The sequence below is a fragment of the Kosakonia beeri genome (assembly GCF_054165705.1).
The window spans coordinates 241,327-257,803 of sequence record NZ_CM135106.1; the positions used below are offsets into that span (position 1 = coordinate 241,327).

Consider the following 16,477-nt stretch of genomic DNA (forward strand, 5'->3'; position numbering starts at 1 on the left):
AGAGGGCGAACGCATTACAGCGACTGGTGCCTGGTTTCGTGGGTCAGCAGCAGCGCCAGCAGCGTTAATGTTGCCATCGCTGCCAGGTAAACCCCCACATAAAACAGACCGTAGTTTGCCTGCAGCCAGGTGGCGATGTAAGGAGCAACAGACGCGCCAAGAATCGACGAGACGTTGTAAGAGAAAGACGCCCCCGTGTAACGCACTTCTGTCGGGAACAGCTCCGGCAGCAGCGCCCCCATCGGTCCGAACGTTAACCCCATCAGGCTCAGGCCAATCAACAGGTATGCCATAACCAGCACCGGGTTACCGGAACCGAGCAGCGGCGGGAAGATAAACAACGCGAACACAATGATCATTGCGGTGATCGCCACCATGCTTTTGCGGCGCCCGAACGCATCCGCCAGCAAGCCCGCAACCGGCACCATCACGCCAAAACCAATGACCGCCAGCATCAACATCCACAGCACTTCGTTACGCGGCAGGCCCAGTCCCTGCGGTGAGGTGCTGTAGGTCATCGAGTAAACGGTCATGATATAGAACAGGGTGTAGGTCGCCAGCATGATAAAAGTGCCCAGCACCGTAACGCGTACATGTTTGGTTAACAGCGTACCCAGCGGCACTTTCACCTGTTTTTTCGCGGCGGCAACTTTGGCAAAAACCGGCGTTTCATGCAGTGAAACACGCACATACAAACCAATAATCACCAGCACGGCGGAGAAGATAAACGGAACGCGCCAGCCCCAGCTCATAAACTGCTCATCGGTCAGCAACCAGGAGAGCAGCAGGAAAGTACCGTTGGCAAAGAAGAAGCCAATAGGCGCGCCTAACTGCGGGAAGGAGCCATACAGCGCGCGTTTCCGCGGTGGCGCATTTTCTGTCGCCAGCAACGCCGCGCCGCCCCATTCACCGCCCAGCCCCAGGCCCTGGCCAAAACGGGCCAGCGCCAGCAGCAGCGGCGCCATGACGCCAATCGTTTCATAACCTGGCAGCAGGCCAATCAATACGGTCGAGATCCCCATCGTCAGCAGTGACGCAACGAGGGTGACTTTACGGCCAACGCGGTCGCCAAAGTGACCAAATACTGCCGAACCAATAGGGCGGGCAATAAACGCGATAGCGAAGGTGGCCAGCGACTGGAGTGTCGCCGCGGTCGGATCGCCCTGCGGGAAGAAGATATGCGGGAAAACAATGACCGCCGCGGTCGCGTAAATATAGAAATCGAAGAATTCGATGGCGGTGCCAATCAGAGAGGCGACGACGACTTTATTACGTGAGTTTACCGGTGGGTTTTCCTGCTCATTGTCTAATGTTGTAGCTGTAGCTTGCATAGAATTTTCTTATTTTTGGCGAACGAACGACCATATTAGTCACAGCAAAAGCGACATTTCAATCTGTAACAAAATGGCGGGCCGACCAAAAAACAGGCAAAAAGCGGATAATTTTCAGACCCGAGATTTATCTTCTATGAAATGCTTCACACATTTTAAAAATTAGTGAATAAAACTGGTTTTTGGTTAAATAAAAGTTACGGTCTGGATTTTCATGCTGAATTAGCCGATCGGGCTGAAATATTGCAATTGTGATCAGCCCGATAGCCCGTTTAACGATCGGTTTTGCCTGGCATACGCGGGTCATCTTTGTACTGCGCAGTGGCGATCCACGCGGCGCAAAACAGTGTCAGGCGGGCGAAGAAGTAGAAGAACGCCATCAGACCCAGCACGGAGCCAAACGCCGCGCCAGAGGGGGACTTCACCAGCGATGGCAGGGTCCAGGTCATGATGATTTTAATCACCTCAAAACCCACTGCGGCGATCAGGGTGCCGCGGATCAGGGCTTTTCTGCGCGGGCGGTGGCGCGGCAATCGCCAGAAGATCCAGAAGAACAGCAAATAGTTAGCGAAAATGGAAATTGCCAGGCCAATGAGCCGCCATGCCGGTTTCAGCCACTCGATATAATCCAGGTAGAGCGCAGAGATGATGAGCTGCTGTGCCGCGCCGGAAATGGACGTGATCGACAGGGTGACAACCAGCGCGATCAGCAGACCAATCAGCGAAATAAAGTCGCGGAAATACTTCACCCAGATTTTTTCCTGGTCCTGTGCATTGCGCTCCCAGACATCACGCGACTGGGCACGAATGGCTTCGCGCAGGTTGCCCATCCAGTTCACACCGGAATAGAGCGCAATGGCCAACCCGACAATGCCCACCGTCGTGCGCTGTTGCACGGCGATATTAATGGTGTTCTTCAGCGTCGCCGCCATCGTCGGATCGCTGACGCTCATTAGGATCTTGTCGAAGATATCCTGTAATAACGTCGGGTGTGAGGCGAGCACAAAACCTGCCGCAGCAAAAGAAACCATCAGAATGGGGATCATCGATAAAAACGAGAAATAGGTGATGGCCGCGCCAAATTGGTTCCCCATGCGGTCGTTAAAGCGTTCCGTGGCCCGGATCAGATGCGCGATAACGGGAAAGCGCTGAATTTTTTGCACCATATCATTCAGCTTCGACAGCGTGGTGTTGCCCTTCGGGCTGGCGGTGTGTTCCTTTTCCGGCGGCGGCACCGTCATTTTCCTGACGGGTTCGTAGTCGAGATGTTGCGTCGGGCGTTTTTCGTGATTCTCCGGCGTCATCAGGTCGTTTTTCCTTTTCCTGAAGGTGAGGTAACTGGAATTATAGCCTGGTGCTAATCCACATAGTCTTTCAACGCGGCGGCCAGCCATTCCATAAAGAGGTGCACGCGACGCGAAAGGTTGCGGCGATGCGGGTAGATCAGCGAAACCGGCATAGCTTCGGCGCGGTACTGGGGCAGGATCTCGACCAGTTTGCCGCTGCGTAACGCATCGCGCACGCCAACGCGGGGCACCTGAATAATCCCCAGCCCCGCCATGCAGGACGCCTGGTAAGTCTCGGTACTGTTCACGGTCAGAATGCCCCCGGTTTTTACCCATGTTGTCTGCCCGTTTTGCCACACTTCAAACCCCAGTGGGCGAACACCAAGGTTTGCGGCGTAATGCACCAGCGCATGGGAAGAGAGATCGTCGAGGGTTTCCGGGTAGCCAAAACGCGCCAGATAACCCGGGCTGGCGCAGTTAATGACCGAGAGCCGGCCAAGCTGGCGGGCAATCAGGCCAGAATCTTTTAGCGTCCCAACGCGTACCACGCAGTCAAAGCCCTCGCGGATAATATCCACCCGTCGGTCGCTGCTGCTCAGTTCCAGTTCGATGCCGGGGTACTGTTGCAAAAAAGCGGGCAACCGGGGGATCACCAGGTTTTTCGCCACGCCAACGGGCATATCCACGCGCAGCCGCCCGCTGACGCTGGCCGGATCGTGCAAAAACATACCGTCGAGTTCGTCGATATTCGCGAGCAGATCTTTGGCCCGCTCGTAATAGACCATGCCATCCTGGGTGAGCTGCACGCGGCGGGTCGTTCGATGCAGCAATTGCGTACCGAGATGCGTCTCCAGCGACTGGATCTGGCGCGATACGCTACCCTTAGGAAGCCCCATCGAGTCTGCCGCCCGGGAAAAACTCTCCAGTTCTGCGACGCGGATAAACAGTTGCATTGCGTAAATTTTATCCATCACGGCACTCGATTGTTGTCATCAGTGAAACAGTGAAGCGTAATTTAGCACCTTTATTGTTTTTCCGTCAGCTAATACGCTTTCCTGACACATTCCTTCAGTGAAAACGAGGTTTCTTATGACACAACCTATTGCATTAGTGACTGGTGGTAGCCGCGGTTTGGGTAAAAACGCGGCGTTGAAGCTGGCTGCACGGGGAACGGGAATTATCCTGACCTATAACCATAATGCTGACGATGCGCTGCGCGTTGTGCGCGAAATTGAAGAAAAAGGCGTGAAAGCCGTGGCATTGCAGCTTAATGTCGGCAATTGTGCCGCCTTCGCCGCGTTTACCCGACAAGTCCATGAACAGCTTAAAACGGTCTGGCAGCGTGAGACGTTTGATTATTTATTGAACAATGCGGGTGTCGGTATTAATGCAGCTTTCGCCGACACCCGCGAAGAGCAGTTTGACGAGTTGGTCAACATCCACTTCAAGGGGCCATTTTTCCTGACGCAGCATCTGCTGCCATTGCTCAAAAATGGTGGGCGGATCCTGAATGTTTCCAGTGGGCTGGCGCGTTTCTGCCAGCCCGGTTATGCCGCCTATGCTGCGATGAAAGGGGCGATGGAAGTCCTGACGCGTTATCAGGCAAAAGAGCTGGGTGTACGGGGGATCACCGTCAACATTATTGCGCCTGGTGCTATCGAAACGGATTTTGGCGGCGGCATGGTGCGGGATAACGAACAAATTAATCAGCACATTGCAGCGCAAACCGCGTTGGGGCGCGTGGGGTTACCAGATGATATTGGCGACGCCATTGCCGCATTACTGAGTGATGATCTGGCCTGGATGAATGCGCAGCGCGTGGAAGTCTCCGGCGGGATGTTCCTGTGAGGGCCGATGCCCGGCGGGTGACACTGCGCCGGGCGTGCACGGTTTATTGCTTCTGAAAATGGGTGACTTTGATTTGCGGCGGCTGCTGTTTTTTATCCAGCGAGCCGCTGATACCGACTAATTCATCCGGCGAGACTGATTTACCATCAAAAACGGCTTTGGGAATATAGGCCTGAATCTGATCGGTTTTGTCGCGGAACAGATAGAGATCTTTCCCCTCTTCTTCGACCAGATTGCCACGTAGCGAAATGGACGCGTTATCGTGCAGGGCTTTCGCCTGCTTAACCGTCATGGTACGCGCATCTTCAATACCGCGGTAACCGTCTGTGATTTTGTGCGGCGGCGGTGGTGCTTTGTCGGTCTTCAGGCCTGGTTGGTCTTCGGCAAACGCAGTAGCGCAAAGCAGAGTTGTGATGCAGGCGGTGGCCAGTACGATTTTTTTCATAACTTCTCCTGATAGTGTTCTGAACACAGCCTTAAGCCTGGCAGAGGTACAGGAGGTGTGCAGGCTAATTACCGGCTTTTGCAAATTCATGCCGCAGCAAGCCAAAAAGCCAGTCATTTTGCCAGCGTCCGGCCAGCCAGTAGGCTTCGCGCAGTTCGCCTTCCAATAAGAAGCCTGTTTTTTCCAGTAAATGGCGTGAAGCAAGATTCCCTGCCGTCACTGTAGCCACCAGACGACGAATGCCGCCGTCATTAAACGCGTAGTGACAGAGCGCATTGAGCGATTCTCTGGCATAACCTTTGCCTTGTGCCTGCGGTGCAAACAGGAAGCCCACTTCTGCGCAATCATCTTCACGGTGAATGTATCCTGTCACGCCGAGCGGTAACTGGCTGGCATTGTCCCGTACCACTAAACAGAGCCAGTACGGGCTGCCGGGAGACCATGACGGCAGGCGTGAGATAAATGCCGTGCGAATCTCCTGTTCTGAACGCGGTTCTGCGACATATTGCATCACCTCCGGCTGCTGTTGCAGCGCGAGAAAGAACGGCCAGTCGCGTTCGACGATCGGTTCACATATTAACCTGGGGGTACGAAGTATTGGCACGTTGAATGTCTCCAGTGATTTTTTTTACGTGTTCAAACGGTTGTCACTGATAATAATTATTATCTGCGCTATGTTTTAACTACAGATAAATAAAGAAAAAATTCAGCGCTGATGTAGGCCAGATAATTATTTCTTCAGTTGTACTTAAAGGAAAATAATGACACATACTGCCCCAGCTAGTACGGGTGAACAGTTTGAAAAATGTATTGCCGTTATTCGCGAGGCTGCCGTCGAAATTCTGTTATTACTGAATGCGCATTTCGATGAGGGAAAAGATCCCCGCTGGTTTCTTGAACAACTGGATATTGCGCGCCTCAGTATGGGTGGATGGGGCGCAGTGGCAAAACGACTTAAACTCAACGATGCGGAATTAACTCAGTTCACTTTACAACTTCGCCACTTGCAGCAGCTCGTTCCGCATTATGAGAGCGGGCAAAGCGTGACGGAAAATCAGCTTATTGCCGCATTACGCTTTGTGGCGGCGTTAGAAAACCTGCGCGCCCGGCAAAAATTGCTAAGCTACACCACGTTGCTAAAAGTGACGGATGCTCAACAAACACATGGCCTGGAGCAACTGCGGGCGCTGGAACTGATGATCAAATCGCTGGTTATGCAGGCATGGTCAGATCCTGAACGGCTGCGCAACCATCTGAAAATGCAGTTTGGTGCCGATCGCGTGCGTCGCTGGCTGCGGATTGGCGATCGAAACGATGTATTAAGCGGCATGCGCTTTAGTGAGCTGGCATTGCTGTTAATCGATAAAAAAGAGTTCAGCCAGCACTATGCACGATTGTTTAATGATTCGTCGGTCTTAAACCTTTTTCTGGAACCCCGCAAAACGCTACAAACGTTTCTGGATGATATCCGGCAGATCCGGACAACCGTGATTGCCAACCAGCCGCTCACCTCGAATCAGTTGAGCCTGCTGGAGAGTTATTACCCGCAAATTACCGGGCCGGTACAGCGGGCATGGGAAGAGGGGCGCACAAAAACGAACCCCGCTCACTTATTGAAAGAAGCGGGTGTGGGACTGGACGCTTTCTGGGAGCAAGCGCGCAAGCGTGATCGCGCCGCCGGAGGTGATGAGATGCCAATACGCGACAATATTGATCCCCCCGCTAAACGTGCAGCGCGCAGCCGCGAAGAGCGGGATGTGATGCTCTCAGGTGCGCTGTGGGGCGCGGTGGGGGTGATGGTACTGCTTATGGTCATTGGCGCGTTCTGGATGTTTAGCAGCGGGAGTTCTGTACCGGCTTCCCGTGGAAGCGGTATTTCGGTACCGATTGCCGAAGACAGGCAGCGAACCTCACCGAAAGAAGAACTGAGCAATATGGGGATCCCGCGCGATGAGAACAATTTCCGTTCGGCCATCGATCGTAATGACACCAAGGTGGTGTCGATGTTTTTACGCACGGGCATGAACTGGAAGCTCTCATGGACGGAACAGGCAATGGCGGCAGATAACAGCGAGGTGCTGGAAATGCTGTTGCGCTACCGGCTGCAAATGGATGAAAACCGCCCCTGTCGGCGCTTCATTACCACGCTCTCGCACGAAATGCTGGCCGGTAAAAAGTTAACGTCCATCGGCAAAGAATACCTGCGGGCCTTCTGTGCGCGGGAGCCGGTGGTAGAACGCCAGCGTTACGAGATGGAACAGGCGCAGTTGCGTTACAAAGCAGAACCTTCGGACGAGAATAAAAAACAGGCGGACATTCAGACCGCCATTTATAACGTCATTGACTAAGAGGCAGCCCTGCTGTCGCAGCGCTCATCCGGTCTGGATCCTCCCAGGCCGGATTGCCATCCGGCCTGTTTTCAGCCCGGCAGATCAGGGCTCGCCGTACAAACCAATTAATCTGCGCACGACACCATTCGTCCAGCCGAAACCATCCTGCAACGGATATTCACCCCCGCCCCCTTCGCGTGGCGTGCTGCTTGCAATGTGGTACTTCTCAATCAGTTTGTGATGATGCTGATAGTAGTGGTTCACGGTTTGTAACCAGCTGCGGGCGATTTCATCCCCCAGCGCATCGTTGCCATACAGTTTGAACCCCTGGATCGCCATCCATTGCAACGGCGCCCAGCCGTTAGGCTTATCCCACTGTTCACTCGTTTCATATTCGGTCGCCAGAATACCGCCAGGCGTCAGCAAACGCGCCGTCACGGCTTCTGCCAGCCTGTCTGCCTGTTCGTGAGTCGCCATGCCCACGTACAGCGGCACAATACTGGCGGCAGAAAACAGCGCCATCTGTTCACGACGCCAGTCATAATCGCGGTAACAACCGTTTTCTTCATCCCACAGGTAGCGGTTCACCGCGGCCCGGCGATCGCTGGCTTTCTGGCGGAACAACGCTTCGCGTTCGCGGTCGCCTTTGAGACCAGAAATATTGGCAATAGCGCTTTCCAGTTTGAACAGGAAGGCGTTCAAATCAATCGGGATAAACTGCGTCGTGCGAATACTTGCCAGACGTTGCGCGTCCCGCAGCCAGCGTGAAGAGTAATCCCAGCCGGACGCCGCGCCAGCACGCAAATCGCGATAAACCTCATTCGGCGGACGCCCTGAATGGCGCGCGGTTTCTACGTCTTCTATCCAGGATTCATCACGCGGGGTATCGCGGTCATCCCAGTAACGGTTGAGTAATGAACCGTCTGGCATGCGCACCACGTGGCGATAAGCCTGGTTGAGCACCAGCGACTCTGCGCCATCCATCCAGAATGCATATTCCATTAACAAATGGTCCAGGTAGCGGCGTGCGCCACGCACACCGTCCTCTTCGAACAGTTCGACCATCAGCGCAAACACTGGCGGCTGCGAACGGCTCAGGTAATAGGTACGGTTACCATTCGGAATGTGGCCGTAACGCTCAATCATCCACGCGAAGTTATCGGCCATACAGCGCAGGAGATCGTCACGCCCGCTTTCTGCCAGCCCCAGCATGGTGAAATAGGAGTCCCAGTAGTAGGTCTCCCGGAAGCGCCCGCCCGGCACAATGTAGGCCTGTGGCAGCGCCAGCAGGGATGACCAGGGAATATGATCCTGTGGTTCACGGGTCAATACCGGCCACAACTGGTCGATATGCTCTTTCAACGAATTTTCTGGGTTCGACACATACGCTTTTGCATAGTTTTCTGGCATCCAGAAATGACGCACCACAAACTGGCGCAGGTCAAACTCGGGTTTACGTTTGATTTTGCGATAACGAATCAGGATATCGAGCGGATCCATTTTCGGCGCGCAGTCAGGGAAGGTTTTACTATCGGAAAAGATACGCGATGACTGCACGTGTTCAAACAGCTCAAGATAACGATCGGCAGGGGTCAGCGCATCGGATGCGGGCAACCCTTCAATCATTTCCGGCTCCGGCTCCGCCTCGATCATTTCATCCAGTTTTAATTCGCATGGATCGGTTTCGTAGAAGACTTCCTGGTCAATGGCGAACCCGACTGATTCTGCGTTTTGTAATTTCTGGTTGAACATAACGATTCTGGCCTCCGGATGTCGTCGTAAAAAATACGGGTGTTTCCCGGCTATCTATTAAGCGTAGACATTCGCTTCGATCTTGGCGTGACAAAGTGTGCGCTCGATCACGTTTCATTGCCGGGTACAAAACCGAAGAAACGCACTAATTTGCTGATTTAAAAAATATAACTGGCATAACAAGACGGCCAGCGCAGCGGCGAAATTCGGAGCATTCGTTTTGCAACGATTTGTGAATAATCCCCCCGCTCTATTTTACCGCAGGGTAGAGTAGGGCAAACACCCGTTACGCACAGAGGAAAAGGCTTGGAACTCGCTACTATTACGTTAGAGCAATGTCTGGATATCCGCCATGCGGTACTGTGGCCGCAACGTGAGCGCGAGGCCTCACGCGTGGAGGGGGATGAACAGGCCAGCCATTATGGGGTCATTGCGCAGCAGGAAATCGTCAGCTGTTTATCCGTGTTTTTACGGGGCGATCGCCACTGCCAAATTCGAAAATTCGCCACGCTACAGCATAAGCAACAACAGGGATTTGGCCATTTTCTTTTCCAGTCGGTGCTGGAAAAACTCGCGCAGGAAGGAATAGCGTCAGTTCAACTGAATGCCAGAGCCAGTGCAGTATCGTTTTATACCCGGTTTGGTTTTATCGCAGAAAGCGCGCCGTTCCATCAACATGGTATGGCGTATATACGTATGGGACGAAAGTTGTGAAACACCCGGCAACAGCTGTCGCCGGGTAAAGGATCAACGCGGGATTTGCTGCGTAATGCAGTGGATATTACCGCCGCCGAGTAAAATCTCGCGCGCCGGTACGCCAGTGATGACGAAATCCGGGTACATCTCTGCAAACAACGCCTGCGCGGTCGCGTCGGTGGCCGGATCCAGCAGAGGGAAAATAATCTGCTGATTGCTGACCAGATAGTTGACGTAGGAGCCCGCCAGGCGGTTGCCTTCGTTACGCTCAATCGCCGTGCCTTTCGCTACGCCGTCGGCCTCTTCCGCACTGGCGAACAGCGCTGGTGGAGAGGGGACTTTCCACACTTTCAGCGTGCGGCCCTGCGCATCCTTCACCTGCTCCAGAACCTCAAGTGCGGCAACGGAACGGGCGTACTGTGGATCGTTGCGATCGTCTGTCCAGTGCAGCGCAACTTCACCCGGGCGCACAAAGCAGCACATATTGTCGATGTGACCGTCGGTTTCATCATTGAAAACGCCATCCGGCAGCCAGATGATTTGCGAGACACCAAGGTAGTCGCGCAACTGTTGTTCGATCTCCGCCTTGCTCAAATTCGGGTTGCGGTTTGGGTTAAGCAGACATTCTGCTGTGGTCAGCAGGGTGCCTTCGCCATCAACATGAATGGAGCCGCCTTCCAGAATCAGATCCGTGTGATAGCACGGCATTTGGTGGTAATGCGCCACCTGAGCCGCCACCTGCTGATCGCGATCCCAGCTTGCGTACAGACCGCCATTCAGACCGCCCCAGGCGTTAAATGTCCAACTGATGCCACGCTGTTCACCGGCGGCATTCAGCACTACTGTTGGCCCGGTGTCGCGCATCCAGGCATCATCGCTTTCCATTTCCACCAGGGTGACGTCCGCCGGCATGGTGGCGCGCGCTTTGGCCATCTCTGCAGCAGGCACGCCCATGATAACCGGCGTATTGCGTGAAATCGCCTGAGCCACTTTCGCAAAAGCCTGTTGCGCGGGCGCCGCGCCTGCACGCCAGTTATCGGTACGGTAGGGCCAAATCATCCACACGGCCTGATGCGGCGCCCATTCTGCAGGCATCGCGAACCCGTCTTTTACGGGCGTGGTCAGTTGTGACATGACTCAGCTCCTTACGCTGCCGTCAGAGGTGGCAAGCGTGGTGTACATGTTCGGACGACGGTCACGGAACAGACCCCAGGATGCACGTTGTGCGGCAATAGCATCCAGATCAAAGGTGTGCACCAGCACCGCTTCGTCCGTTTTGTTGGCTTGCTCGACCAGTGCGCCGGTCTGATCGGCAATGAACGACGAGCCGTAGAAGGTCATTTCCAGGCCTTCAACATATTTACTGGCTTCGGTACCGATACGGTTGGATGCAATCACCGGAATGACGTTGGCGGCCGCGTGACCCTGCTGAACACGGGTCCAGTGCGGCTGGCTGTCGATATCCGGGTATGCCGGTTCAGAACCAATTGCCGTAGGGTAGAAAATCACCTCAGCACCCATCAGTGCCAGTGAACGTGCTGTTTCCGGGAACCACTGATCCCAGCAGATACCAACGCCCACTTTCGCGTAGCGGGTGTTCCACACTTTGAAGCCGGTATCGCCAGGCACAAAGAACTGTTTTTCCTGGTAGGCCGGGCCATTCGGGATGTGGGTTTTACGGTAGGTGTCCAGCACGCTACCGTCGGCGTCTATCATCACCAGCGAGTTGTAGTAGGCGTTGTTGCTCTTTTCAAACAGGCTCAGCGGCAGCACCACTTCCAGCTCTTTGGCCAGTGCAGAGAAATGCTTGATCAGCGGGCTGGTAGCCACTTCCTGCGCCAGAGCGTAGTGTTCCGGGCTCTGATCGATGCAGAAGTAAGGTGCAGCAAACAGCTCCTGAATCAGGATGATCTGTGCGCCTTTGCTGTGGGCTTCACGTACCAGACGCTCTGCGTTTTGTACGTTTTTTTCCAGATCCCAGCTACAGGCCATTTGGGTTGCGGCGACTGTGACATTTCTCATAAAAAAATCTCCCGTTGGACTCGGTTCAGGCAGTGCAAATTGTCAGCACCTATTTTGCTGCAAACTATAGCAACGAAAACCGTTATGCATAAAATGTATTGTTATCATAAAAACATGAACAGGATGCATAGTGGTGATCGACCTGAACTTGCTGCGGCTGGTGCCGATTCTGGCGAAAGAGAAGAACGTGACCCGTGCGGCGCAGAAAGCCAATCTCTCGCAGTCGGCATTCAGCCATGCGCTGAACCGCCTGCGTGAACAGTTGAACGATGAGATGTTCATTCGCACGCGCAACGGCATGGAGCCAACGCCGTATGCGGCGATGATGATCCCGGTGATTGAAAATGCACTTAGCAAGCTGGATAACGCCACACGCGGGCCGAGCCACTTCGACCCACTGCGCGACGCACACACCTTTTATATCGGCGCGGTGGATTACTTCGAGTTTATGTTCATGCCGGTGCTGACCGCGCGGTTTAAAACTATTGCGCCGAATGTGCGCCTGTCCGTGGATATTCTGTCTGAAACCATCAAAGTCGAAAGGGTGGAGAAAGGGCAACTGGATGCCTTTATCGGTGTGGATACGGTGCAGCATATTCCGCACTATTTTAATAAACACCGGCTGGTGTCGGATCATTTTGTGGCGATTGCGTCCATCGATCGTGACGACTTACCCGCGCAACTGACGATGAGGCACCTGGTCAGTGAACCTCAGATCCACTTACCAGCGGTGAGTTCCGGCGCAGATCACATCGACGGCTGGCTGCTCTCTCAGCACCTTTACCGCCCGCTGGCGACCGTGGTACAGAGCTATGCCGTTGGCGGGCGTGTGGCGGTGGCATCCGGTTATGTCATGTGTGTTCCGTTTCGTATTGCCCAGGAGCTGGCAAAGATGTTGCCGCTGCGCATTATGCAGTTGCCGGAGGGCGCTCCGTCGTATGATTTATTGTTGCTCACCCACCGGTTGTATGATTACCAGCCCGCGGTGCAGTGGCTGATTAACGAATTAAAAACCGCGCGCATTTAACGGCTGAAAGGTGGGGCTTATGCATAAATGACAACGCCTTTTAAACGAAAGAGCGCAGGCGAATAAAACCGGCGGGTGAGGCCGGTTTCTGGCAGTAAGCAAAGCTGATGATGTAGCACAACAACCCCGGAAGCGTTGCCTCCGGGGCCGCACTCAGTTGTGTTTATTGTTCAGTTCAAAACGGGGTGAAACCAGCCCATACAGCGTCCAGCCGAGGAAAGTCACAATTGAGCCGTAAAGCATGGCTTCTTCACCGGAGGAGTAAAGCGCATAGAAGCTGTACAGCGCGCCAATAAAGGCAACAATGTTCGCGGCTTTGGCTTTTGCCGGGTTTACGTTCGCCATTTTTTGAATGATCACCAGCGCCGCCATCGACAGAATATACGGGATGATGTTAGTCACCACCGCCAGATTGACCAGTACGTTAAACTGGCTGTTTAACGACGGACTGATCGTCATCAGCGATAACCCGCTCTGGATAATCACAATCGTCAGCATCCCCTGCACGGGCGCATCCACTTTTGTTACCCGTGAGAAGACTTTCGGGAAGTAACCTTCGTCAGCGGAGGACTTAAACACCTGCGCAATGGTGAACTGCCAGCCCAGCAGTGAACCGCAGCAGGACATGATCATCAGCGCCATAATCACTTTCCCGACTGCAGGGGTAAACATCTGCGCAAACGCCAGGCCAAACGGCGCAGTGGAGTTCGCCAGATCCATATTCGGCACAATCCCGGCAATCACGTTGGTGGAGACGATGTAAATCACCGCTGCACCCAGTGTGCCGCCCAGCACCGCAATCGGTACGTTGCGTTCGGGGTTTTCCACCACGTCCGCATTTGCGCAGGCCGACTCCAGTCCGAGGAAAGCCCACAAGGTCATGGCGATAGAGGAGCCGACAGCGCTGAAGAACGGCACGCTATGCGGATTCCAGGACGCGACATACAACGACGGGCTAAACCAGAACCAGCCAATAATGCACAGGCCAACCACCGGAATGATCACCCCCCACACGGTGATACTGCTGATCTGCCCGGTAATGCGCGCGCCGCCAAAGTTCGCCACGGTACAAATCCACAACACGCCGATGGTGGCGAGGCCAATTTGCACCGGCGACAAAACGGCGCCGAACAGCTCGGTGCCATACCCCACGGCAGAAATGGCGATGGCCACGTTAGCAATCAGCAACGACATGCCATAGGTGTAGTTCGCCATAAAGTTGCCGGATTTGCCGAACACATACTCCGCATAGCCGCCCATGCCGCCAGATTTCCGGCTGAACATGCCACACTTGGCAAAAGCCCATGCCAGCGCCATGGAACCGACAGCGGTCACCAGCCAGGAGATAATGGAAATGGTGCCGACTTCCGCCAGTTTGGTGGGCAGCATAATTATCCCGGAGCCCATCATATTGACCATCGTCAGAATGGTGAGCTGGATAACACCCATCTTATTGGATTTTGCCGTACTCATAATTTCTCTCCTTTCAGCAGGTTATGTTGCTGTTCCTGCTGCTTAATGACATAGCACCATACCTGTTTACGGCCATCATGTTCTTCGATGTACACACCCTGCAGCTCCGGCGCAAAACCCGGAAGCAGGTTGATCCCTTCTTCCAGCGCGCTGAAATAACGCAGTACCGAACCGCCCCAAATCTCGCCCGGGACGACACACAGCACTCCTGGCGGGTAAGGCAGCGCGCCTTCTGCCGCCACGCGGCCTTCCGCATTTGGCAGACGAACCAGCTCCACTTCGCCGCGCAGATAAGCGTAATTAGCGTCCTGAGGCGACATGCTGACGCGCGGGAAGTGCGATTTGCGGAACATCTCTTTCTGCAGCTGTTTTACGTTGTGGCGGGCGTAAAGATCGTGCATTTCCTGACATAGCTGACGCAGGCTGTAGCCGTCGTAACGCGCCTGATGCTGGCGGTAGAGTGAAGGCAGGACGTCGGCAAGCGGCGCATCGGCTTCCAGTAATTTTTCGAACCGCACCAGCAGGGCAATAAGCTGCTGCAGCTTGGCCATATCTTCTGCCGGGGTCAGCAGAAACAGGATCGAGTTAAGGTCGCATTTTTCCGGTATTACGCCATTTTCACGTAGAAAGTTGGCAAGAATAGTGGCCGGAACGCCGAAGGCGTCATACTCCCCACTGCCCGCGTTAATGCCCGGCGTGGTTAGCAGTAGCTTGCACGGATCAACAAAGTACTGGTGTTCGGCATAGCCTTCAAAGGCGTGCCACCGTTCCCCTGGAACAAAATGGAAGAAGCGAAGATCGCTGGCGATCTCAGCAGTGTCATAGGATTGCCACGGTTTACCCTCGATGGTTTCCGGCACAAATGGACGGATATAACGGCAGTTATCGAGGATTAATTTGCGGGCATCAATGCCATTGATGACGCAGTCCATCCACATGTTGCGACCGCTCACGCCCTCATGCATTTTGGCGTTGATATCCAGCGCGGCGAACAGCGGGTAAAAGGGGCTGGTGGAGGCGTGCATCATAAAGGCGTTGTTCATGCGCTTATGCGGCACATAACGGGGCTGCCCTTTGATATGGCGGTCTTTTTTATGGATTTGCGAGGTCTGGGAGAAACCCGCCTGCTGTTTGTGTACCGATTGGGTCACCAGAATGCCCGGATCGTTTTCGTTTAGATCCAGCAGCAATGGCGAGCAATCGGCCATCATCGGGATAAATTGCTCATAACCCACCCAGGCGGAGTCAAAGAGGATGTAGTCACACAGGTGGCCGATCTTGTCCACCACCTGGCGGGCGTTATAAATGGTGCCGTCGTAAGTCCCTAACTGGATCACCGCCAGGCGGAAGGGGCGTGCCTCTTTGGCCCGCTGTGGTGCAACGTCGTCAATAAGCTGGCGCAGATAGGCTTCTTCAAAACAATGGGCGTCGATGCCGCCGATAAAACCATACGGGTTGCGTGCGGTTTCCAGATAGACCGGTGTGGCACCTGCCTGCAAGAGTGCGCCGTGGTGGTTTGATTTGTGGTTGTTGCGGTCAAACAACACCAAATCCCCCGGCGTCAGCAAGGCGTTGAGCACCACTTTGTTGGACGATGACGTGCCATTCAGGACGAAGTAGGTTTTGTCGGCGTTGAACACGCTGGCCGCATGCTGCTGCGCAATGCATGGCGCGCCTTCATGGATCAACAAATCACCCATTGCTACGTCGGCATTGCACAGATCTGAGCGGAAAAGTGTTTCGCCAAAGTAATCAACAAACTGATTGCCTGCCGGATGGCGGCGAAAAAACTCACCGCCCTGGTGGCCAGGGCAGTCAAACGCGCTGTTGCCCTGGCTGACATAATCCACCAGCGCGCGAAAGAACGGCGGTCGCAGTTGAGTTTCATAGTGGTGAGCTGCAGTTTCCAACTGGCGACCGTAATAGTCGCTGCGGGTTTCGTTCAGCTCAAAGACGCCAGAGATCCGAGGCAGATGTTCCGCCGGAACGCGCTCTTCATCTTGTGTTGCGACAAATACCGGGATGCCGTAGCCAGTGGCGTCGATTTCATCGAGTTTCCCTCGTTCAATATCATTGACGGATAACACAATGGCAGCAACGTCAATAAACTGACTTTCATCGACACTGACAATATTTCTCTGTGTGGAAAAACAATCATGACAGGAACGACTGATTGCAATTTTTAATTCAGACATTTTCAACTCTTTATTTTCAGGTAATAGCAGGTCCTCAATTTCTCAAATAAGAAATTGATATCTCCGGAGCGA

The 16,477-nt window shown here is 54.2% G+C and carries 14 protein-coding genes; 4 read left to right on the forward strand and 10 right to left on the reverse strand.

The genetic code is table 11. The annotated features are described in order from the left end of the window. Nucleotides 1-14: 14 nt before the first annotated feature. From ACUY4S_RS01100 to ACUY4S_RS01110, 3 genes are all read right to left on the reverse strand, one after another. The gene (locus ACUY4S_RS01100; protein ID WP_312689988.1) at nucleotides 15-1,331 is read right to left on the reverse strand and encodes an MFS transporter; all 1,317 of its coding nucleotides are present in this window, start codon (nucleotides 1,329-1,331) and stop codon (nucleotides 15-17) included. A 272-nt stretch (nucleotides 1,332-1,603) separates the two neighbouring features. After that, nucleotides 1,604-2,635, reverse strand: coding sequence for an inner membrane protein YhjD (gene yhjD, locus ACUY4S_RS01105; RefSeq protein WP_312689987.1), 1,032 nt, complete (start codon nucleotides 2,633-2,635; stop codon nucleotides 1,604-1,606). Nucleotides 2,636-2,688: 53 nt separating this feature from the next. Continuing rightward, entirely contained in the window at nucleotides 2,689-3,588 is a 900-nt protein-coding gene (locus ACUY4S_RS01110) for a LysR family transcriptional regulator (protein ID WP_458023390.1), read from the reverse strand. 118 nt (nucleotides 3,589-3,706) lie between these two features. Here ACUY4S_RS01110 and ACUY4S_RS01115 point away from each other — a divergent pair, with 118 nt between their 5' ends. Next, nucleotides 3,707-4,465, forward strand: a complete 759-nt coding sequence (locus ACUY4S_RS01115) for an SDR family NAD(P)-dependent oxidoreductase (protein ID WP_458023389.1) — start codon at nucleotides 3,707-3,709, stop codon at nucleotides 4,463-4,465. Between the two features lie 43 nt (nucleotides 4,466-4,508). On the opposite strand, the gene ACUY4S_RS01120 is transcribed toward ACUY4S_RS01115, so the two are convergent. Together ACUY4S_RS01120 and ACUY4S_RS01125 are read right to left on the reverse strand one after the other, a co-directional pair. Beyond that, nucleotides 4,509-4,910 carry a YdeI family stress tolerance OB fold protein gene (locus ACUY4S_RS01120; protein WP_312689982.1) on the reverse strand — a complete coding sequence of 134 codons (402 nt, stop codon included), beginning with the start codon at nucleotides 4,908-4,910 and terminating at the stop codon, nucleotides 4,509-4,511. A gap of 64 nt (nucleotides 4,911-4,974) precedes the next feature. Beyond that, nucleotides 4,975-5,514, reverse strand: a complete 540-nt coding sequence (locus ACUY4S_RS01125; RefSeq protein ID WP_458023388.1) for a GNAT family N-acetyltransferase — start codon at nucleotides 5,512-5,514, stop codon at nucleotides 4,975-4,977. A 157-nt stretch (nucleotides 5,515-5,671) separates the two neighbouring features. Between ACUY4S_RS01125 and ACUY4S_RS01130 the strand changes: the two genes are divergently transcribed. Continuing rightward, nucleotides 5,672-7,258: an STY4199 family HEPN domain-containing protein gene (locus tag ACUY4S_RS01130; RefSeq protein WP_312689979.1), complete on the forward strand. Its 1,587-nt coding sequence runs from the start codon at nucleotides 5,672-5,674 to the stop codon at nucleotides 7,256-7,258. A gap of 84 nt (nucleotides 7,259-7,342) precedes the next feature. On the opposite strand, the gene ACUY4S_RS01135 is transcribed toward ACUY4S_RS01130, so the two are convergent. Next, on the reverse strand, nucleotides 7,343-8,992 hold the full coding sequence (locus tag ACUY4S_RS01135) for an alpha,alpha-trehalase (RefSeq protein ID WP_458023387.1): 1,650 nt from the start codon (nucleotides 8,990-8,992) through the stop codon (nucleotides 7,343-7,345). A gap of 306 nt (nucleotides 8,993-9,298) precedes the next feature. Between ACUY4S_RS01135 and ACUY4S_RS01140 the strand changes: the two genes are divergently transcribed. After that, nucleotides 9,299-9,706 (forward strand): GNAT family N-acetyltransferase, encoded by a 408-nt coding sequence (locus ACUY4S_RS01140; RefSeq protein WP_312689976.1) that lies wholly within the window; start codon nucleotides 9,299-9,301, stop codon nucleotides 9,704-9,706. Between the two features lie 33 nt (nucleotides 9,707-9,739). Here the strand turns inward: ACUY4S_RS01140 and aguA are convergent, their stop codons facing one another. Both aguA and aguB read right to left on the reverse strand, forming a co-directional pair. Beyond that, nucleotides 9,740-10,822: an agmatine deiminase gene (gene aguA / locus ACUY4S_RS01145; protein WP_312689974.1), complete on the reverse strand. Its 1,083-nt coding sequence runs from the start codon at nucleotides 10,820-10,822 to the stop codon at nucleotides 9,740-9,742. A gap of 3 nt (nucleotides 10,823-10,825) precedes the next feature. Beyond that, complete coding sequence (gene aguB / locus ACUY4S_RS01150) at nucleotides 10,826-11,710, reverse strand: N-carbamoylputrescine amidase (RefSeq protein ID WP_312689972.1); 885 nt, start codon at nucleotides 11,708-11,710, stop codon at nucleotides 10,826-10,828. Between the two features lie 133 nt (nucleotides 11,711-11,843). On the opposite strand from aguB, the gene ACUY4S_RS01155 reads away from it, so the two are divergent. Then, nucleotides 11,844-12,737 (forward strand): LysR family transcriptional regulator, encoded by an 894-nt coding sequence (locus ACUY4S_RS01155; protein WP_312689970.1) that lies wholly within the window; start codon nucleotides 11,844-11,846, stop codon nucleotides 12,735-12,737. Nucleotides 12,738-12,890: 153 nt separating this feature from the next. On the opposite strand, the gene potE is transcribed toward ACUY4S_RS01155, so the two are convergent. After that, a complete protein-coding gene (potE, locus tag ACUY4S_RS01160) occupies nucleotides 12,891-14,210 on the reverse strand; it encodes a putrescine-ornithine antiporter (protein ID WP_312689968.1) in 1,320 nt (439 codons plus the stop codon). After that, nucleotides 14,207-16,405, reverse strand: a complete 2,199-nt coding sequence (gene speF, locus ACUY4S_RS01165) for an ornithine decarboxylase SpeF (RefSeq protein ID WP_458023386.1) — start codon at nucleotides 16,403-16,405, stop codon at nucleotides 14,207-14,209. The genes potE and speF overlap by 4 nt, the downstream gene beginning before the upstream one ends. Nucleotides 16,406-16,477 lie beyond the last annotated feature (72 nt).